Genomic DNA, 19,603 nt, shown 5'->3' on the forward strand with positions numbered 1-19,603 from the left:
ACGACGCGACACGCCGATTCAGCGTCGTGGATTTCCCACTCGCCGCACGGGCTCGGCACAGCGGTGCGCCGTAGGAGCCGATCACTCCGGCGTAACCGGCTCCATGCCTTCGCGATAACGCTGCGCGAGATCGCGGTAGTACGGCGGGTTGGCGTTGATCCACATCTCGGCGCCGGTTCCCGCGATCGGGCCCTTGACGACGGCAGGCGAGCCGGTCACCAGCACCCCGGCCGGGATCTTTGTGCCGGCGAGCACCGTCGCGCCGGCCGCAACCAGACTGCGACTGCCGATCACCGCGCCGTCGAGCACCGTGGCGTGGTTGCCGATCAATGCCTCGGCACCGATGTTGGCGCCATGGATCAGGCACATGTGGGCGATCGTCGCGCCCGGGCCGATGTCCACCGGGACGCCCGGCGGCACATGCAGCACCGAGCCGTCCTGCACGTTGGCCCCCTCGCGGACCACGATGGGGGCGTCGTCGGCGCGCAAGATGGCGCCGAACCACACCGAGGCCCCGGCTTCGATGGTGACGTCGCCGATGAGCGTGGCGGTGGGAGCGACGAAGGCGGTGGGGTCGATCCGCGGCGAGCGACTATTGAAGGAGAACAGCTGCATTGTTCAGGTATATACCAGGGACCAAAGACCCCGAACCAACAGGGCTTATTGCGCAAACAGGCGTCAAAACTGTAACGTGTTCTAGTTAGAAGCGAAGAGTTGGAGGCAACAGGTGAGCACTGACAACGCCGAGGTCGGCGTCCGCCACATCGATACCGGAACACTGCCGGACCGCTATGCGCGTGGCTGGCACTGCCTGGGCCCGGTGAAGGACTTCCAGGACGGCAAGCCGCACTCCATTCACGCGTTCGGCGCCAAGCTGGTGGTTTTCGCCGACTCACAGGGCGAGCTGCACGTGCTCGACGCCTACTGCCGCCACATGGGCGGGGACCTGAGCCGCGGTGAGATCAAGGGCGACGAGGTCGCCTGCCCGTTCCATGACTGGCGCTGGGGCGGCGACGGGCGCTGCAAGCTGGTGCCCTACTCCAAGCGGACCCCGCGCGTTGCGCGCACCCAGTCCTTCCCGACCGATGTGCGCGGCGGGCTGCTGTTCATGTACAACGACCCGGAGGGCAACCCGCCGCCGGACGAGGTGCGAATCCCGGAGATCCCCGAGTGGTCCAGCGGCGAGTGGACCGACTGGCGCTGGAACTCGATGGTGATCGACTCCAACTGCCGCGACATCATCGACAACGTCACCGACTTCGCACACTTCTTCTACATCCACTACGGGCTGCCCACCTCCTTCAAGAACGTCTTCGAGGGCCACATCGCCTCGCAGTACCTGCACAACGTCGGGCGCTCCGACGTGCCCGGCCTGGGCACCAGCTACGGCGGTTCGGAATTGGACTCCGAGGCCTCCTACTTCGGTCCGTCGTTCATGATCAACTGGCTGCACAACAGCTACGGCGGTTTCAAGGCCGAGTCGATCCTGATCAACTGCCACTACCCGATCAGCCAGGACCAGTTCCGGCTGATGTGGGGCGTCATCGTGCAGAAGCCCAAGGGCCTCGACGACGCGACCACCGAGAAGATCGCCGACGCCATGACCGACGGCGTCAGCAAGGGCTTCCTGCAGGACGTCGAGATCTGGACACACAAGAGCCGGATCGAGAACCCGCTGCTGGTCGAGGAAGACGGTGCGGTCTACCAGCTGCGCCGGTGGTACTCGCAGTTCTACGTCGACGCTGCCGACGTCACCTCGGAGATGACCGATCGCTACGAGATCGAGATCGACGCGACGGTGGCCAACGAGAAGTGGAACGCGGAGGTCGCCGAGAACCTGCGGGTGCAGGAAGAGGAAGCGAAAGCCGCAAAGGCTTCCGAAACCGTTAACGCAGAGTAGGACTGGCGCCATGGCCCGCGAGGTTCCCGACGCCGGCGAGCTGGCCCGGTCCATGCTGATGTTCTACGGCCCGCACGACGATCACGGCGAGCACGGCGACTCCGATGACGACGGGCCCGACACCCGCTACTCACGGCAACCGCTGTTTCCGGTCGATCCGGAGCGCTACGAGGCGATTCGTGCTGCGACCGAACGGGATACCGACCGCTACCTGCATTCGGGTCTGATGCCGGTGGAATGCCGGCACTGCACCGCCACCGTCGAGGTAAAGAAGCTGGGGCCCGGATACACCTCGGTGCAATGGAATTCGGCAGCGGTGAAGCAGTGCGCCCATTTCGCCGCCGAACGCGAGGCCGGCCACGGCAGCAGCCGTAGCCGGGGGTGCCCGAAGCTGTCGAAGAGCATTGCGCACGCGGTTGCCGAGGGCCATCTGGAGGAGCGGTCCAGCGCTCCCCCGCCCGGCGACGGCATCGACTGAGCTACGCGAAAGCCCCCTCCGACGGCATCGGAGGGGGCTTTCGCGTAGGCCCGTCTCACAGGCCGGCGAAGCGCTCCCGGACCTGCTCGGCGGTCAATCCATAGTCGGCCAGGGAGTACTCGTGCTTCGGTGCGCGCGGGCCGGTCTTGCTCGCGGCGTAGTCGTCGGCCATGGCCTGGCGTGCCTCGTCGGAGAGCGGCAAGCCGAAGCGTTCGTAGATACTCGCGGCGGTGGCCAGCGGGTCGGCGACGAACTCCTTGTAATCGATATCGCAGAACTGCGCCTGGTCATAGTGGGCGCGTTGAGTGTTGAACAGCTCCAGACCGCGAGCCCAGGTCTCCATCTCGTCGGCGCCGATCCGGGCGCCCACGAAGGTGTTCGACTGGCCTTCGGTGGTGTGCCGGGCCAGCGAACACATCGACGCCATGATGGTCTCGGCTGGCCGATGGCACTGCACGATAAGCGCATCGGGGTAAACCGCCATGATCGCGTCCAGCGCGAACAGGTGACTGGGGTTCTTGAGCACCCAGCGCTTGCCCGGGTCGTTGAGCCCGATCAGTTGCAGGTTTCGGCGGTGCCGTTGGTACGACGGGATCCAGTCCTGTTCGGAGAGCCAGCGCGAGTAGCTCGGCAGGTGCGCCAGGGTCTCGTACGACACCGAGTGCAGCGACTGGCGCAGCAGCTGCCAGCACTCTTCCAAGCCGTCGGCGGTCATGAAGTGCAGCCCGGTGTAGTCCGGATTCTCGTCATGGTGCCGGGCGAACTGGTCCTGCATCTGGGTGAAAACCGGGTTGCTGTCCCAGGTTTCGCGTGGCGGCCGCGGCTGCGGGAACTCTGCCAGCCACATCTCCAACCCCTGGTGCACCGGGTCGGCGCCCAGCAGCCGGTGCAACGCGGTGGTTCCGGTGCGGGGCAGCCCGGTGACGAAGATCGGCCGCTCGATGCCGACCTGGGTGTACTCGGGGTTCGCATTCCAGCCGGCCTGCGACAGCAACCGGGCCACCAGCGCACTACGCAGGAAGAACCGATTCATCTTGCTGCCCAGCTCGGTGAGGTCGGCCTCGGTCTGATACGAGTCCAGCAGCACGCCGAGCGCTTCGCGGTAGTTGTCGTCGTCGGGGCCGAAGTCGTCCAGACCCACCATCTTGATGGCCGAGGCGTGCAGATCCTCGACGGTGCCGACGTTCGTACGAGCGGTCATCAGTTGTGGTACTCCCCGCAGTTGACGTCGATGACCTGGCCGCTGATGCCACTGGCCAGATCGCTGGCCAAGAACAGCACCGCGGAGGCCACCTCGTCCTCGGTGGGCAGCCGCCTCAGGTCGGAGTTCGCGGCGGTGGCCGCATAGATCTGCTCGACGGTGGTGCCGTACTTGCCGGCCTGGTGGGCGAAGTAGCTCTGCAAAGTGTCGCCCCAGATGTATCCGGGTGCAACGGAGTTGACGCGGATGCCCTGCTCGCCCAGTTCGGATGCCAGCGACTGCGACATCGCCAGCAGCGCGGCCTTGGCCATCTTGTAGGCCCCGTACTTGGGCTGCGAATGCCGGATCACCATCGAGTTCAGGTTGACGATCGAGCCGTTAGCTGCGGCCAGCGCCGGCGTGAAGCCCTGGGTCAGGCGCAGCGCGCCGAGCCCGCTGAGCTCGATGGCGTCGCGGATGTGCTGAAACGTGGTCTGCGCCAATGGCTTCATCGATGGCACCCGGAAGGCGTTGTTGATCAACACGTCGATGTGGTCGAACTCGGCCGAGGCGGCCTCCACCAGGTGCGCTACCTGGTCGTCCTCGGTGATGTCGGCCGGGACCACCAGGGCGCGACGCCCGGCGGCCCTGACTTGCTTGGCCACCTCTTCCAGGCGATCGGCGCTGCGCGCGACCAGCACCAGATCGGCGCCCTCGGCCGCGAACCGATTGGCCATCGTGCTGCCGAGCCCCGGCCCGACACCGCTGATCACCACGACTTTGCCGTTGAGCAATCCGGTCATCTCTACCCCAGCATCCTGTTAGCGATTTGCCGCTGCCGCAGCGCGATACGCGCTCGCCAGTCCTCTTGTGAAATTTTGTTGTGCTCGTAGAACGGCAGCGCCGCCGCAACGTTGTCCACGTCGATCAGCTCCACGGTCGGGCCGTCGGCCTCGGTCAGTTGCCGCGACACCCGCTGCCAGCGGAACTGCAGGAAGCCGCGCCGATGACCCAGGGTCTCGACCCAGTTGGTGACCCCGGGATCGGTGTCGGAGACCACGATCCGGATCTTGCCGTCCGGATCGGCTTGCGCCTGAGTGCCGTTCAGCGAGGTCTGGTGGTTGATGTAATCCAGCGAGATGTACCACAGGCTGCCCAGCTGGAACCCCAGGTACGGCGCATCCGACACCGGCAGGGTGATGACCAGGGCCTGCCCGGGTTCCAGGTCGTAGTGCCCGGCCGACGAGTACTGAGTGGCCAGACCGCCCGGCGTGAGGCGCGGCGCCACCATGGTGTTGACCGGGAGGTTGAGGTAGAACCACTGGGGGAAGGCCAACCAGGTCTTGATGCGGTTGATCAGCTGCTTTCCCGCTGCCGCATAACGCTTCTCGATGAGCCGCGGGGTCAACACCGGCGGGGCGGTGCCTTCGGTGTCGGTCCGGGCGATCGAGAGGGTTCCGCGCTGAGCGGACCAGTCGTTGTAGACCTCGCGGATCACCAGTTGCGCCGGCTTCGTCGGCTGGAAGCGCCAGGTGAAGGTGCCGTCGGCGGCAACGTCGAGTTCGCGGTCGTCGAAGGCGGCCTCACTGGCAGGGACGTTGTCGTCGGTGTATTCGCCGCCGAGCAACTGGAAACTGAGGTCGGTCGTGGTTCCCCGGGTGCCCTGCACGATGTAGTCGTTGCCGGGACGCACGACGGTGCCGAAGTACAGCGTGTCGGGGTTGTCCAGGCCCATCTTGGTGAACGGCCCGGTGCCCGACAGCAAGAACGGATGGTCGCGCTCGCTGTTGAAGGCAGCGTGTACGCACGCCTCAACGCCGCCGGCCAGGTACTGCAGGCCCTCGAGCAGATCGGCCTCGGTCTCGATGTGCGGGGCGGCGGCGACCAGCTTCTCCGCCTCGGCGATCGCGGCCGAAAGGGGTTCGGAGTACATCGCTGCAACACCTCACAGATCGTCGATTGGTTCAATATTGGACCGAGATGGTAGATATCTCGAACCGACTTTAGACGGTCGCGGTAGCATGCTGCAATGGCTGTGCCTGAACAAGCGGCGCCCCAACGAGTTGTGCGGTCGTCCCCGCCGACCGAGCGGGTGGTGACGATCCTGGACTTTCTGGCCCGCCACCCCGACCAGAGCTTCGGGTTGTCCGAATTGGCCCGGCGCACCGAGCTGTCCAAGCCGACCTGCCTGGGCATCGCCAACGCCCTGGCCGACGCGGGTTACCTGACACGAGACGACCCCCACAAGACCTACCGGCTCGGGCCGGGCCTGATCTCGCTCGGTCGCGCGGCCCAACAGGCGCTGCGGGTCGGCCCCGAGGCACGCGAGCAACTGCAGCGGCTGTCCGCGGATTTCGCCACCTCCGCGGCGCTGAGCGCGGTGGTCGACGACCGCATCACGGTGCTGGAGCTGGTGGCGGCGCCCAACGCGCACCTGGGAGTCCAAGCCGGCCAGAGTTATCCCTTCGCCCCGCCGGTCGGGCTGATGTTCGTGCTCTGGGACGACCACGCCCTGCGGGACTGGCTGGCCCGCCAGCCCACCATCCCGCTGCGATCGGAGAGCGAACGACTGCAACGCGTCGTCGACGAATGCCGCGCCGACGGCTACCTGGTCGAGCGTCTGACACCCGGCGGCCAACGGCTCTACGGGTTGATGGCGGGCCTGTCCAGCGATCTGCCCGACGAGCTGCGGGCCCTGCTCGGTGAGCTGGTCTCCGACATCGGCGAGCGGGTGTATCTGCGTGGCGAAGCCGGCAGCCGGGGCCGCCACGACATCAGCGTGATCTCCGCGCCGGTCTACGACCACCATCAACGCCAGGCAATGGTGGTGTCGCTGCACGCCCAGCGCGCACTGACCGACTCCGAGATCACCAAGTGGGCGCGCGGACTGTTGCGGACCGCAGAGGCCCTCACCGCGCAACTCGGCGGAAGTAAGCCCGCCTGGCTGTTAGGTTCGGCGACATGACCGCGCTGGTCTTGTCGGCCGCTTCGCGACTGGAGTTGTCCGAGCTCGTGCACCGCTACGCCGGCTATGTCGACGCGCGACGATTCGACGAGCTAGCCGAATTGTTCACCGCCGACGCCGAACTCGTGCTGCCGGATCCGCCGGATCACCTGGAGCCATGCGTGCGCCACCACGGCCACGCCGGCGTGCGGGACGCAATGTCAGCACTGGCCGGCCTGACCCGCACCCAGCACGGCATCCTCGGCGAGGTCTACACCGCCGCGACCTCGACTGACGTCGCGACCGGAGAGATCACCGGGGTGGCGCATCATTGGATCGAGCACGACGGCAAGCTCACCGACCACGTCTGGTACCTGCGCTACCGCGACGCCTATCACCGCCTCGAGCAAGGCTGGCGAATCGCCCAGCGGCAGTTGACCATCGACGCGATCGAGTCGCGACCGCCCCGGCAGGTGCGCTCATGACCACAGCCCAAAGGCCGCAGATTTCGTTGCAGCTGAAAACTTTCACCGATGATCCCAGCCACGACTGGGCCACCACCCTGGCCCTGGGCGCGGCGATGGACGCTGCGGGTGTCGATCGGGTGGTGGTCTCCGACCACGTGGTGTTCGGCGAGAATCCGGATGCGTACGCCGACCCGCGGCTCGGCGGGATCACCGGAGGACGCCAGCCGACCGGGCCCGACGGCCAGTGGCTGGATCCGCTGATCGTGCTCACCGCGCTGGCCGCCACCACCACCCGCATCCGGTTGGGCACTGCAGTGTTGCTGGCGGCACTGCGCCGCCCGGCGGTGCTGGCCAAAGAGCTGGCCACCCTGGATGTGCTGTCGGGAGGGCGACTGGATCTTGGCGTGGGCGTCGGCTGGCAACGCGAGGAGTACGAGGCCGCCGGACTGTCATTCGAGCGTCGCGGGCGACTCCTGGACCACACCCTGGAGGTGTGCCAGACACTGTGGACTCAGCAGCGCAGCAGCTACACGTCCCCGGAGTTGTCCTTCGAAAACATTCACCAGATGCCCAAACCCGTTGCCCCCGGCGGGGTTCCGATCTGGGTGAGCGGCACCGTCAACGACGCGGTGGCACGCCGGCTGGCCCGGTTCGGGTCCGGCTGGATCCCGTGGGGCCCGGCAATGCGCGACCCGGCCGGGGCCATCGCGGCGATGAAGGACCGCATCGCCGCACTGGGCGGCGACCCCACCGGCCTGCAAATCCTGGGCCACGCGAGCACCGCTAAGAACCCGGACGGCTCCCTGGACACCGCGGCCACCGCGGCCACCGCGCCGGCACTGGTAGCCGCCGGTGTCACCGATGTGCGGGTCACCTGCTCGCTGCCCAAGGACATCGGCCAGGCCACCGAACTGCTCAGCGAACTCGTCTCGGCGTTCCGCGCCGCAACCGGTTAAGGAGACATCGATGGAAAAGGTCATGATCGTCGCGCGCACAGCAGATTTCAGCGACCAATGGTGCCAGAATCTGCGCGGTCCGATCGCAGCGAAACTACTGGATCTGGGCCTGCCGGGCGTCGTGGTCAACGTGCGCGACGAGCAGGTGCGCGACTCCATGATGACCCTGACGACGCTGGACCCGCCGGCGGCGGCCGTCATCAGCCTGTGGACCCAGCAGTACTACGGCGAAGCGACGCGAGCCGCCATCGCCCTGATCGAAGCCGAATCTGATTCGGCGGCAGCGTATCTGGTGACCGAATCGATGCCCATGCCGCCGCCTGACCTCGGCGAGGGCCGCCGCACCCCGGGTCTGGCCAATGTGGCGTTGCTGCGCCGGCCGGCTGATTTGGACGAGGCGACCTGGCTGCACCGCTGGCACATCGACCACACCCAGGTCGCGATCGACACCCAGGCCACCTTCGGCTACACCCAGAATGTCGTGATCCGCCCGCTCACCGAGGACGCACCCCGCATCGACGCCATTGTCGAGGAGAACTTCCCCGACGAGGCGGTGTCAGACCCGTACGCGTTCTACGGCGCGGCCGACGAAGCCGACCTCACCGATCGGGTGGGCCGGATGATCGCCAGTGTCAGCGCGTTCGGCGCGCACCTGAATATCGACACCGTACCCACCAGCCGCTATGTGTTCCGGACGCCGTTCGTCACACACACTGCTGAGACAGCGTGATCAACGCCTCCCGTACATGCGGGTGCCGTTCGAGGTAGGACAGCACCGGGTTCGGGGCGCCGGGATCCTCCTGCCGTCCCTTCTCGTCTAGTTCAGCCCGGACGTCCGGATGCCGGTTCAGGTACGAGTCGATGGAGTTGCCGAAGGTCTGGTCGCATTGCTGCGGTGCGGCGTTGGCCACCGGTGTCAGTACCGCGGCCAGGCTGAGCAGGCCGACCGCGATCGCTCGAGTAATACCGCTCATCACTCGACGGTACCCGCGTTTCTAGTTCACGCTGGCCAGGGCGAACGGCAGCACCTGCGGTGCGCCCGCAGCCCGCAACACCCGGGCCGCCATCGTCAACGTCCACCCGGTGTCGGTGACGTCGTCGACCAACAGCACCGGGCCGATATCGGCCGGTAGTTCCACCGGCGGCAGCCAGCAGCCCTGCAGCGCGGCGACCCGGTAGGCCGAGTTCGCCGCCGTCGTCGCGCGGCGCTGCGGCGCATACCGCAAAGTGTCCAAGCGGGTCAGGCGGCCGAGCTGCGCCAGCCGGTCGGTCAACGAGCCGATCAGAATCGGGTGCGTGGCCGAGTCCAGGCCCAGCACCGCGGTCGGCCGGGTCTGCCAATCCCAGTCGGCCAGCACGCTCACGGCCGCGCGCACCACCTCGTCGGGCACTTCGCGGTCCGGCTCGTCGAGCAGCCGCCGCAGGCGCGCACCCCAGCCCAGGTCGGTGAGCCGGCCGATGACCCGGCCCGGCTCCGGCCCGTCGGAGATCCGGCCGGACAGTGTGACGCCGAGCTGCGCCAGCCCCGACGGCCACTGTCGCCGCGGCGTGATCTCCACGCCGGGTCGCATCAGCCGCTCACGCGTGGCTGCGGCAACGCTGGGATCCACCGCGGCGTCAAACCGCGGCCCGGCACAGTTGTCGCATCGCCCGCAGCGCTCCCCCGGCTGCAGCTGGGGGTCGTTGAGTTGGGCCCGCAGGAAACTCATCCGGCAGCCGTCGGTGGCCTGGTAGTCCAGCATCGCCTGCTGCTCGGCCCGCCGCAGCTCGTCGAGCTTGCGGTAGCGCTGCTCGTCGTAGGTCCACTGGGCTCCGGTGCCTAACCAACCGCCCTTGACTCGGCGTACCGCGCCGTCGACGTCGAGAACCTTGAGCACCATCTCCAGCCGCGACCGGTTCAGGTCCACCCGGGCTTCCAGTGCCGGCGTTGACAGCGGCTGATCGGGTGACAGTTCGCCGATCACCTTGCGCACCAAGGACTCCGCGGGGAAGGCCAGCGACGCAAAGTAGTGCCAGATGTCGGAGTCCTCGGTGCCGGGCAGCAGGATCACTTCGGCGCTGGCGGTGGCGCGCCCGGCCCGGCCGACCTGCTGGTAGTAGGCGATCGGCGAGGACGGCGCGCCCAGGTGGACGACGAATCCCAGGTCGGGTTTGTCGAATCCCATGCCGAGCGCCGAGGTGGCGATCAGCGCTTTGACCCGGTTAGCCAGCAGATCAGCCTCAAGCTGCTCGCGATCGGCCGAGTCGGTCGAACCGGTGTAGGCGGCCACCGCGAACCCCTGCGCGCGCAGGTCGGCAGCCACATCGTGGGCTTGAGCCACGGTGAGCGTGTAGACGATCCCGGATCCCGGAAGCTTCTCCAGGTGAGCGCCGATCCAGGCGGCCCGCGCAGCCGGGCCCCCGGCTTGGACCACCGACATCCGTAGCGATTCGCGGTCCAGGCCACCGCGCAGCACCAAGGTGTCGCCACCGCCGACCCCGAGCTGGCCGGCGACATCGGAGACCACCCGGTCGTTGGCGGTGGCCGTGGTCGCCAGCACCGGGATGTCGGCGCCGAGTTCGCCGATCAGGGTGCGGATGCGCCGGTAGTCCGGCCGGAAGTCGTGGCCCCAATCCGATACGCAGTGGGCCTCGTCGACCACGACCAGCCCGGCCCGGGCGGCCAGCGCCGGCAGCACCTCGTCGCGGAAGTCGGGATTGTTGAGCCGCTCCGGGCTGACCAGCAGGACGTCGAGTTCGCCCGCGGCCACCCGGCGTTGCACGTCGGCCCACTCGGTCACGTTCGACGAGTTGATGGTGGCCGCGTGCACGCCGGCTCGTTCCGCGGCGGCGACCTGGTTGCGCATCAACGCCAGCAGCGGCGACACGATCACCGTCGGGCCGTGCCCGCCAGCCCGCAGCAGTTTCGCCGCGATGAAGTACACCGCCGACTTGCCCCAGCCGGTCCGCTGCACCACCAGCGCGCGGCGGCGCGCCACCACCAGTGCCTCGATCGCAGCCCACTGGTCGTCCCGCAGCCGCGCCTGTGGTCCGGCCAGTTGCTCCAGAATCGCCTGGGCTTGATTTTTCATGCGATTGCGGCGCGATTCTGCCCGCTCAGCGGGCAATACCGCGCCGAAATCACTACTTCGCAGCCCGCTCCCGCTGGATCTCCAGCGCGATGTCGATGAGCTGGTCCTCCTGGCCGCCGATCAGCTTGCGCTGCCCGGCCCGGTGCAGCAGCTCGTGGGCGGGCACGCCGTAGCGCTCGCCCTGGCGCACCGCGTGCTTGAGGAAGCTGGAGTACACCCCGGAGTAGCCCATGATCAGCGCGTTGCGGTCCAGCACGCACTCGGCGGGCATGGCCGGACGCACCACTTCCTCGGCGGCATCCGCGATGTCGAAGAAGTCGATGCCGGTCTTGATCCCGACCTTGTCGAACACCCCGATCAGCGCCTCGACCGGGGCGTTGCCCGCACCCGCGCCGAACCGGCGCACCGACCCGTCGATCTGCTTGGCACCGGCGCGCACCGCCTCCAAGGAGTTGGCGACGCCGAGCCCGAGGTTCTCGTGGCCATGAAAACCAACCTGGGCGTCGTCACCGAGCTCGGCGACCAACGCGGCCACCCGGTCACGCACACCTTCGAGCACCAGCGCGCCGGCCGAGTCGACCACGTACACGCACTGGCAACCGGCGTCAGCCATGATGCGGGCCTGGGCGGCCAGCTTCTCCGGGGACACGGTGTGGGCCATCATCAAGAACCCGACGGTCTCCAGACCGAGCTCGCGGGCCAGGCCGAAGTGCTGGATGGAGACATCGGCCTCGGTGCAGTGGGTGGCGATCCGGCAGATCTCGCCGCCGTTGCCCTGCGCCTCCTTCATGTCTTCCTTGGTAGCCACGCCGGGCAGCATCAGGAAGGCGATCTTGGCGTCCTTGGCCGTGGCCGCCGCGAGCTTGATCAACTCCTGGTCGGGAGTCTTGGAGAACCCGTAGTTGAAGCTGGACCCGCCCAGCCCGTCCCCGTGGGTCACCTCGATCACCGGTACCCCGGCGGCGTCGATCGCGGCGACGATCGCCGAGACCTCTTCGGGGGTGAACTGGTGACGCTTGTGGTGCGAACCGTCGCGCAGCGAGGTGTCGGTGATCCGCACATCGAAGATGTGGTCGCTCATTACGCTCCTCCAGCCTTTGCTGCCGCCATCTCGCGGGCGATCTCCTCGCCGACCTTGGTGGCGGCGGCGGTCATGATGTCCAGGTTGCCCGCATAGGGCGGCAGGTAATCGCCGGCGCCCTCGACCTCGACGAACGTGGTGACCACCGCACGCCCACCGGAGTTCAGCGACGGCTCGTCGAACTGCGGCTCGTTGAGCAGCCGGTAGCCCGGCACGTAGGTCTGCACCTGGGCGACGACGTCCTTGATCGACGCGGTGATCGCGTCACGGTCGGCGTCCTCGGGGATCTGGCAGAAGATGGTGTCGCGCATGATCATCGGCGGGTCGGCGGGGTTCAAGATAATGATCGCCTTGCCGCGCTCGGCACCACCGATGGTCTGCACACCCGCCGAGGTGGTCTTGGTGAACTCGTCGATGTTGGCGCGAGTGCCCGGACCGGCCGACACGCTGGCGACGCTGGCCACGATCTCCGCGTACGGCACGGTGCCGCCCTGAGCTTTGACCGCGCGGGTGACCGCGTACACGATCGGAATGGTGGCCTGACCACCGCAGGTGATCATGTTGACGTTCGGTGCGTCGACGTGTTCGTGCAGGTTTGCCGGCGGAATCACCGCCGGACCCACCGCGGCCGGGGTCAGGTCGATGGCCCGGATGCCGGCGGCCTCGTACTTGGGCGCGTACGCCTTGTGCACGTAGGCGCTGGTGGCCTCGAAGACGAAGTCCGGCTTCTCATCCAGGGCCAGTAGCCAGTCCGCCCCCTCGGCCGAGGTCTCCAGGCCGAGCTTGCGGGCTCGGGCCAGGCCCTCGGACTCCGGGTCAATACCGATCATCCAGCGCGGCTCCAGCCACTCCGAACGCAGCAGTTTGTACAGCAGGTCGGTGCTGATGTTGCCCGACCCGACAATCGCGACTGAGGCTTTAGCAGCCATGAACGCTCCTCTATTGGAATCTATGCGAAAACCAGCCGGACTGAACCCAGCCCGGTGAAGTCGGCGACACAGTCGTCACCGGCGTGTACGTCGATGGCCCGGGTCGCGGTGCCCGGCAGGACGATGTCGCCTGCCTTCAACCGCACCCCGAAGCTTTCCACCTTGCGAGCCAGCCAGGCCACCGCGGTGACCGGGTTGCCCAGCACCGCGTCACTGCGGCCCTGCGCGACCACCTCGCCGTTCTTGGTCAGCGCCGCATCGATGTTCTTGATGTCGATGTCACCGGGCTTGACGCGCTGCGTGCCCAGCACGAATCCCGCCGACGATGCGTTGTCGGCGATGGTGTCGCAGAGTTTGATCTTCCAGTCGCTGATCCGGCTGTCGATCAGTTCGATCGCCGGGGCGAAGGCCTCGGTCGCGGCCAGCACGTCCTCTTCGGTGCAGTCCGCGCCCGGCAGATCCGCGGCCAGGATGAAGGCCACCTCGACCTCGATCCGCGGGTAGAGGTAGTTCGACGCCTTGACCGGCTTGTCCTCGAACACCTGCATCTCGTTGAGCAGGTGCCCGTAGTCCGGTTCGTCGACGCCCATCATCTGCTGCATCGCCTCGCTGGACAGGCCGACCTTGTGGCCGACCACGCGGGCGCCCTCGGCGATCCGCTGGCGGATGTTGATCAGTTGGATCTCGTAGGCGTCGACGACGTCGATGCCGGGCTGAGCCGCCGTCAACGGAGAGATCGGAACCCGACTCCGCTCCGCTTGCGCCAACTCGGCAGCGAGTTCCTCACGGATCTGGGCGCTGAGCATCTTCGATGGTCCCCTCGGGTGGTGTTGAGCGGATGAAACGAGCCGTTCAGCGGCAATTCTATAACGTGTTCTAAAACGCCAACACCGAGACGAGGCCTAGCCTCGTAGCTAGCCCGTCTGCCCTACTTCGCCCGCTGCGACACCGGCGGCCTGTAGATCACCGGCCGCCGGTGTAGTCGACATGCCAGTGTTTGATGCCGTTGAGCCATCCGGAGCGCAGCCGCTGCGGGCGGTCCAGGGGCTTGAGGTCCGGAATGTTGTCGGCGATCGCGTTGAAGATCGACCCGATCGTCATCCGCGCCAAATGCGTGCCGATGCAGTAGTGCGCGCCAGTGCCGCCGAAACCGACATGCGGGTTGGGGTCACGCAAGATGTTGAACTCCTGCGGGTTGTCGAACACCGTCTCGTCGAAGTTGGCCGCGCGGTAGAACATCACCACTCGCTGACCTTCTTTGATCAACGTGCCGTTCAGGTTGTGATCACGGGTCGCGGTGCGCTGGAACGACGTCACCGGAGTGGCCCAGCGCACCACCTCGTCGGCAGTGGTCGCCGGGCGCTCCTTCTTGAACAGCTCCCACTGCTCGGGATGCTCGGTGAACGCCATCATCCCCTGGGTGATCGAGTTGCGAGTGGTCTCGCTGCCGGCCACCGCCAACAGGATGATGAAGTAGCCCAACTCGTCATCATTGAGCTTCTCGCCGTCGACGTCGGCCTCGACCAGTGTCGTGACGATGTCCGGGCCGGGGTTCTGGCGCTTGAGCTCGGCGAGCTTGAGCCCGTAGGTGATGATCTCCAGCGCTGAGGCCGCCGGGTCGTAGTGCGCGAACTCCGGGTCGTCGTACGACGTCATCTGGTTGGTCCAGTCGAACAACTTGCCGCGGTCCTCCTGCGGCACCCCCATCAACCCCGCGATCGCCTGCAACGGCAACTCCGAGGCCACTTCCACCACGAAGTCGCCGCTGCCTCGAGCCAGTGCTTCCTTGGTGATCGCCTGCGCCCGCGCCTGCAGGTCATCGTGCAGCGGCAAGATGTGCCGAGGAGTGAAGCCACGGGAGATGATCCGGCGCTGCCGGGTGTGCTTCGGCGCATCCTGGTTGAGCATCAGGATCCGTTGCGCGTCGAGCTGTTCGCGGGTTGTTTCGTCGTGGAACCTGGGGATGGCGCCGTTGCGCTCGCTGGAGAACACGTCGTCCAGCCGCGAGATCTCCTTGACGTCCTCGTGCCGGGTGATGGCCCAGTAGCCGCCGTCTTTGAAGCCGCCGCTCTTGTCGTCGGGCTGCGCGATCCACTTGATCGGCTCGCTGCGCCGCAGTGCGGCGAACTCCGCGTCGGGTAGTCGCTCGGCGTAGATCTCCGGGTCGGTGAGGTCGAAACCGGCCGGAATGCCGGTGGCTGACGCGATAGTAGGGCTGGCCACGATGACAACTCCTCACTACTGATCCGCAGGAGAAAGCGATACGTTCTCGCGCCAGTAAAGCATGCCTTCACCTTGGACGGAAGGGCAGAAAGGCCCTGCATATGAGGCAAAACTGGAACACGTTCTACTACGCCGACCAGTCGGCGTGACCTGGCCGGAACCGAGGGGTTACCAGCAGGGTAGGGAACGAACGCGCGGGGGGCGCCGGAGCAATAAGGCCAGCCAACTGGCGCCCGGGCGGGGCAATTCTATAACGTGTTCTACATGGCCGAACAGGAGTACGACGTCGTCGTGGTCGGAAGCGGCGGCGCCGGGATGGTCGCCGCCCTCACCGCCGCCCACCAGGGACTGTCCACCATCGTCATCGAGAAAGCCGCCCACTACGGCGGCTCGACCGCTCGCTCCGGTGGTGGCGTGTGGATCCCCAACAACGAGGTGCTGCAGCGCGCGGGCGTCAAAGATGACGCCCAAGCCGCTCGCACCTATCTGCACACCATCGTCGGCGACGTGGTTCCGGCCGAGAAGATCGACACCTACCTGCAGCGTGGGCCGGAGATGCTGTCGTTCGTGCTGAAGAACTCGCCGCTGAAGATGTGCTGGGTTCCCGGCTACGCCGACTACTACCCCGAGCAGCCCGGCGGAAAGCCCACCGGCCGTTCGATCGAGCCGAAGCCGTTCAACGCCAAGAAGCTGGGCGCCGACATGAATGGCCTGGAGCCGGCTTACGGCAAGGTGCCGCTGAATGTCGTTGTCATGCAGCAGGACTACGTCCGACTCAACCAGCTCAAGCGCCACCCCCGCGGAGTGCTGCGCAGCCTGAAGGTGGGCGCCCGCACCATGTGGGCCCAGGCCACCGGCAAGAACCTGGTCGGCATGGGCCGGGCCCTGATCGCGCCGCTGCGCATCGGCCTACGCAACGCCGGCGTTCCGGTGGAGCTCAACACCGCGCTGACCGACCTCTACGTGGAAGACGGCGTGGTGCGGGGTGTCTACGTTCGTGGGGCGAGCGACTCCGAATCGAGTGAGCCGCGCCTGATCCGCGCCCGACGCGGGGTCATCCTGGCCAGCGGCGGATTCGAGCACAACGAACAGATGCGGGTGAAGTACCAGCGCGCGCCGATCACCACCGAGTGGACCGTGGGCGCGAAGGCCAACACCGGCGAGGGCATCGTGGCCGGCGAGAAGCTCGGCGCCGCCCTGGACATCATGGAGGACTCCTGGTGGGGGCCGACGGTGCCGCTGCCCGGGGCGCCGTGGTTCGCGCTGTCAGAGCGCAACTCGCCCGGATCGATCATCGTGAACATGGCCGGCAAGCGGTTCATGAACGAGTCGATGCCCTACGTCGAGGCCTGCCACCACATGTACGGCGGCGAGTTCGGTCAGGGCCCCGGCCCCGGTGAGAACATCCCGGCCTGGCTGATCTTCGACCAGCGCTACCGCAACAACTACATCTTCGCGGGATTGCAGCCGGGCCAACGGATCCCGAAGAAGTGGCTGGAGTCCGGTGTGATCGTCTCCGCCGACACCCTGGACGAGCTGGCGACCAAGACCGGCGTGCCGGCCGCCGCACTGGCCGCGACCGTCGAGCGGTTCAACGAGTTCGCGCGGACGGGTGTGGACGAGGACTTCCACCGCGGCGAGAGCGCTTACGACCGCTACTACGGTGACCCGACCAACAAGCCGAACCCCAACCTGGGCCAGATCGCGCAGGGGCCGTTCTACGCGGCCAAGATGGTGCCGGGCGACCTGGGCACCAAGGGCGGGATCCGCACCGACGTGAACGGCCGGGCATTGCGCGACGACGGCAGTGTCATCGCGGGCCTGTACGCGGCAGGAAACGTGAGTGCGCCGGTGATGGGCCACACCTACCCGGGACCGGGCGGCACCATCGGACCCGCCATGACGTTCGGCTACCTGGCCGCCCTCGACATCGCCGGAAAGGCCTAGCTATGGCGATCGATCTCGACGTCGCACTGGGAGCAGAGTTCGGCCAGGTCGAATTCTCCTGGACCGCGACCAATGTGCAGCTCTACAACCTGGCGCTGGGAGCCGGGTCGGACCCGATGGATCCGCGTGAGCTGAGCTACGTGGTGGACGGCAAGCCACAGGTGCTGCCGACCTTCGGCTGCGTCGCGGCCTCGTTCAACGAGGTGGACCCGCCGAAGGTGAGCTGGCCCGGGATCGAGATCGACCTGGCCAAGATCCTGCACGCCTCGGAGAAGGTCACTGTGCCGGCGCCGCTGCCGCCGTCGGGCAGCGCCCGCGCGATCAGCCGGATCGTCGAGGTATGGGACAAGGGCAAAGCCGCGGTGGTGGTGCTCGAGACCTCGGTGACCGCCACCGACGGCACGCCGCTGTGGACGCAGCACCGGTCCATCTTCGCTCGCGGCGAGGGTGGCTTCGGCGGCGAGCGCGGACCGTCGACCGCCACCGAACTTCCCGACCGGGCACCGGATTTCGAAGTCGACATCCCGGTGTCCCCGCAGCAGGCACTGCTCTACCGGCTCTGCGGCGACCGCAACCCACTGCACTCCGACCCGGCGTTCGCAGCCGCGGCGGGCTTCGACCGGCCGATCCTGCACGGGCTGTGCACCTACGGCATGACCTGCAAGGCGGCGGTCGACACCGTGCTCGACGGTGACGCCGGTGCGGTCCGGTCCTTCGGCGCCCGGTTCGCCGGCGTGGTTTTCCCGGGCGAGACGCTGCGGGCCCGGCTGTGGAAAGACGGCGCTCGCCTGGTGGGCAATGTCGTGGCGCCCTCGCGTGAGGACGCCGCCATCCTCAACGATGTGGAGCTTGTTACGGCCTAGCCAGCCCCCGGCGTCCTCGTCGACCGCCCGTGCGGCGGCCCCTAATTGAAAATGACTTTCATCTTCGATATGGTGATCGTCATGACGGCGCCGGTATGGATGGCATCTCCTCCAGAGGTGCATTCGGCGGCGCTGAGCAGCGGCCCGGGGCCCGGCCCACTGTTGTCTGCCGCCGGCGCATGGTCATCGCTGAGCCTTGAGTACACCGCGATCGCAGAGGCATTGCGGGAGGTGCTGGGAGCTACCCAGGCAGCGTCGTGGCAGGGACCCAGCGCCGAGCGCTATCTCGCCGCACACCTGCCGTACCTGGCCTGGTTGGCGACGGCCAGCGCGGACAGCGCCGCACGTGCATCTCAGCACGAAACGGCGGCCGCCGCCTACGTCAGTGCGTTGGCGGCCATGCCCACCATGCCGGAACTGGCGGCCAACCATGCCATCCACGGAGTTTTGGTCGCTACCAACTTCTTTGGGGTCAATACCATCCCCATCGCGATCAACGAAGCCGACTACGTACGGATGTGGGTCCAGGCCGCCACCACGATGGCGACCTATGAAGCGGTGTCCGGCGCAGCGCTGGCCTCGACCCCACGGCTTGCCACGGCACCGCCCATCGTCAACCACGCCGAGGCTGACCACGATCACGACCACGACCACGACCACGACCACGACCACGACCACGACCACGGGGGAATCCACGACGGGGACGCAGACCTTCTCGACCCGGAGTTCTGGAAGCATCTCTTCGGCGAGCTGGGCGAATACGCCGAGACCATCATCAACGATCTGCTGACGGATCCCGCCGCCCTGCTGACCGATTTGCCAGTCATCATGGCCGACCTGACCTTCCACGCCACGCAGATCGCCTCGGCGCTGAGTCAATTCGCTCCAGCGCTGTTGCAACCCGCGCTGGCCCTGGCGATCGGCAACCTGGGGTGGGCAGCCGGCTTGGCCGGTCTCGCCGGAATTCAGCCCGCCCCGGCCGTTCTGCCCGCCGAGGCCCTGCCCACAGAGAATCCGTTGGCCTCCGTGGGCTCGGCGAATCCGTCCACCACCGTCGCCAACACGGCCGCGGCACCGGCCACCGGCGGCTCGGTATCGGCGCCGACGACCAGCGCCGCGCCCGCGCCGGCACCGCCTGCTGCTCCCCCGACGGGCGGTAGCCCGGCGTTCTTCCCGCCCTATGTGATCGGGCCTCCCGGCGCGACCAGCCGGATCCCCGCCGCGGCCCGCGCCCATGCCGTCAAGAAGGCACAGAATCCGGAAGCAGCCGCCGAGGCGGCGGCCGCAGCTGCGGCCGCACGGGACCGGTCCAGGGCCCGCCGACGCCGAAGTGCTCGCGGGCATGCGGACGAGTTCATCTACGTCTACGCCGACGACACCCCCGATGCGGGGCCAGACGTCGCGACTCGCGCCTCCAACAGTAGTGCCGGGCCGTTGGGATTCGCTGCGGCACAAGCCAAGCCGGGTCTGCCAGCAACAGGTTTGACCAGGTTGGCGAGCGGCGGTTTCAGCGACGGGCCGACCCTTCCGCTGTTGCCCGAGAGCTGGGGCGAGGGCGGGTAAC

At 67.4% G+C, this 19,603-nt stretch carries 19 protein-coding genes; 9 read left to right on the plus strand and 10 right to left on the minus strand.

From position 1 onward, the window contains the following. Positions 1 to 81: 81 nt before the first annotated feature. Positions 82 to 615 (minus strand): gamma carbonic anhydrase family protein, encoded by a 534-nt coding sequence (locus MJO54_RS20670; RefSeq protein WP_046283393.1) that lies wholly within the window; start codon positions 613 to 615, stop codon positions 82 to 84. Between the two features lie 112 nt (positions 616 to 727). Between MJO54_RS20670 and MJO54_RS20675 the strand changes: the two genes are divergently transcribed. Then, entirely contained in the window at positions 728 to 1,900 is a 1,173-nt protein-coding gene (locus tag MJO54_RS20675; RefSeq protein ID WP_046283394.1) for a 3-ketosteroid-9-alpha-monooxygenase, oxygenase component, read from the plus strand. A gap of 10 nt (positions 1,901 to 1,910) precedes the next feature. Next, positions 1,911 to 2,378, plus strand: a complete 468-nt coding sequence (locus MJO54_RS20680) for a hypothetical protein (protein ID WP_046283395.1) — start codon at positions 1,911 to 1,913, stop codon at positions 2,376 to 2,378. Between the two features lie 55 nt (positions 2,379 to 2,433). Here the strand turns inward: MJO54_RS20680 and MJO54_RS20685 are convergent, their stop codons facing one another. Genes MJO54_RS20685 through MJO54_RS20695 form a run of 3 tightly spaced genes read right to left on the minus strand, consistent with a single transcriptional unit; the run spans position 2,434 to position 5,491 of the window. Then, positions 2,434 to 3,579 carry a sulfotransferase family protein gene (locus MJO54_RS20685; RefSeq protein ID WP_046283396.1) on the minus strand — a complete coding sequence of 382 codons (1,146 nt, stop codon included), beginning with the start codon at positions 3,577 to 3,579 and terminating at the stop codon, positions 2,434 to 2,436. Continuing rightward, positions 3,579 to 4,361, minus strand: coding sequence for an SDR family oxidoreductase (locus tag MJO54_RS20690; protein WP_046283397.1), 783 nt, complete (start codon positions 4,359 to 4,361; stop codon positions 3,579 to 3,581). The genes MJO54_RS20685 and MJO54_RS20690 overlap by 1 nt, the downstream gene beginning before the upstream one ends. A 2-nt stretch (positions 4,362 to 4,363) precedes the next feature. Beyond that, entirely contained in the window at positions 4,364 to 5,491 is a 1,128-nt protein-coding gene (locus MJO54_RS20695; protein WP_240175398.1) for a hypothetical protein, read from the minus strand. Positions 5,492 to 5,587: 96 nt separating this feature from the next. Between MJO54_RS20695 and MJO54_RS20700 the strand changes: the two genes are divergently transcribed. From MJO54_RS20700 to MJO54_RS20715, 4 genes are read left to right on the plus strand one after another with little or no spacing between them, the layout of a single operon-like run. Continuing rightward, a complete protein-coding gene (locus MJO54_RS20700; RefSeq protein ID WP_046283399.1) occupies positions 5,588 to 6,523 on the plus strand; it encodes an IclR family transcriptional regulator in 936 nt (311 codons plus the stop codon). After that, a complete protein-coding gene (locus tag MJO54_RS20705) occupies positions 6,520 to 6,987 on the plus strand; it encodes a nuclear transport factor 2 family protein (RefSeq protein WP_205843460.1) in 468 nt (155 codons plus the stop codon). The genes MJO54_RS20700 and MJO54_RS20705 overlap by 4 nt, the downstream gene beginning before the upstream one ends. Then, positions 6,984 to 7,925 carry a TIGR03619 family F420-dependent LLM class oxidoreductase gene (locus MJO54_RS20710; RefSeq protein ID WP_240175399.1) on the plus strand — a complete coding sequence of 314 codons (942 nt, stop codon included), beginning with the start codon at positions 6,984 to 6,986 and terminating at the stop codon, positions 7,923 to 7,925. The genes MJO54_RS20705 and MJO54_RS20710 overlap by 4 nt, the downstream gene beginning before the upstream one ends. Before the next feature lie 10 nt (positions 7,926 to 7,935). Next, positions 7,936 to 8,655 (plus strand): EthD domain-containing protein, encoded by a 720-nt coding sequence (locus MJO54_RS20715; RefSeq protein WP_240175400.1) that lies wholly within the window; start codon positions 7,936 to 7,938, stop codon positions 8,653 to 8,655. On the opposite strand, the gene MJO54_RS20720 is transcribed toward MJO54_RS20715, so the two are convergent. The 6 genes from MJO54_RS20720 to MJO54_RS20745 all read right to left on the minus strand — a co-directional run bounded on the left by MJO54_RS20720 (position 8,630) and on the right by MJO54_RS20745 (position 15,229). Then, complete coding sequence (locus tag MJO54_RS20720; protein WP_046283402.1) at positions 8,630 to 8,899, minus strand: hypothetical protein; 270 nt, start codon at positions 8,897 to 8,899, stop codon at positions 8,630 to 8,632. The two genes, MJO54_RS20715 and MJO54_RS20720, sit on opposite strands and share 26 nt — an antisense overlap. Before the next feature lie 21 nt (positions 8,900 to 8,920). Next, positions 8,921 to 10,996 carry a RecQ family ATP-dependent DNA helicase gene (locus MJO54_RS20725; protein ID WP_240175401.1) on the minus strand — a complete coding sequence of 692 codons (2,076 nt, stop codon included), beginning with the start codon at positions 10,994 to 10,996 and terminating at the stop codon, positions 8,921 to 8,923. A 52-nt stretch (positions 10,997 to 11,048) separates the two neighbouring features. After that, on the minus strand, positions 11,049 to 12,077 hold the full coding sequence (dmpG, locus tag MJO54_RS20730; protein ID WP_240175402.1) for a 4-hydroxy-2-oxovalerate aldolase: 1,029 nt from the start codon (positions 12,075 to 12,077) through the stop codon (positions 11,049 to 11,051). Then, complete coding sequence (locus MJO54_RS20735) at positions 12,077 to 13,006, minus strand: acetaldehyde dehydrogenase (acetylating) (protein WP_065153197.1); 930 nt, start codon at positions 13,004 to 13,006, stop codon at positions 12,077 to 12,079. The genes dmpG and MJO54_RS20735 overlap by 1 nt, the downstream gene beginning before the upstream one ends. Before the next feature lie 20 nt (positions 13,007 to 13,026). Beyond that, a complete protein-coding gene (locus MJO54_RS20740) occupies positions 13,027 to 13,812 on the minus strand; it encodes a 2-keto-4-pentenoate hydratase (protein WP_064889299.1) in 786 nt (261 codons plus the stop codon). A gap of 157 nt (positions 13,813 to 13,969) precedes the next feature. Then, positions 13,970 to 15,229 carry a cytochrome P450 gene (locus tag MJO54_RS20745; RefSeq protein WP_082108119.1) on the minus strand — a complete coding sequence of 420 codons (1,260 nt, stop codon included), beginning with the start codon at positions 15,227 to 15,229 and terminating at the stop codon, positions 13,970 to 13,972. Positions 15,230 to 15,484: 255 nt separating this feature from the next. Here MJO54_RS20745 and kstD point away from each other — a divergent pair, with 255 nt between their 5' ends. The 3 genes from kstD (at position 15,485) to MJO54_RS20760 (ending at position 19,602) form a co-directional block, all read left to right on the plus strand. Next, positions 15,485 to 17,176 carry a 3-oxosteroid 1-dehydrogenase gene (kstD, locus tag MJO54_RS20750; RefSeq protein ID WP_205843459.1) on the plus strand — a complete coding sequence of 564 codons (1,692 nt, stop codon included), beginning with the start codon at positions 15,485 to 15,487 and terminating at the stop codon, positions 17,174 to 17,176. A 2-nt stretch (positions 17,177 to 17,178) separates the two neighbouring features. Further along, complete coding sequence (locus MJO54_RS20755) at positions 17,179 to 18,039, plus strand: enoyl-CoA hydratase ChsH3 (protein ID WP_240175403.1); 861 nt, start codon at positions 17,179 to 17,181, stop codon at positions 18,037 to 18,039. An 81-nt stretch (positions 18,040 to 18,120) separates the two neighbouring features. Then, entirely contained in the window at positions 18,121 to 19,602 is a 1,482-nt protein-coding gene (locus MJO54_RS20760) for a PPE family protein (protein ID WP_240175404.1), read from the plus strand. Position 19,603: the final 1 nt, after the last annotated feature.

This window comes from Mycolicibacter virginiensis, assembly GCF_022374935.2.
Taxonomy (GTDB): domain Bacteria; phylum Actinomycetota; class Actinomycetes; order Mycobacteriales; family Mycobacteriaceae; genus Mycobacterium; species Mycobacterium virginiense.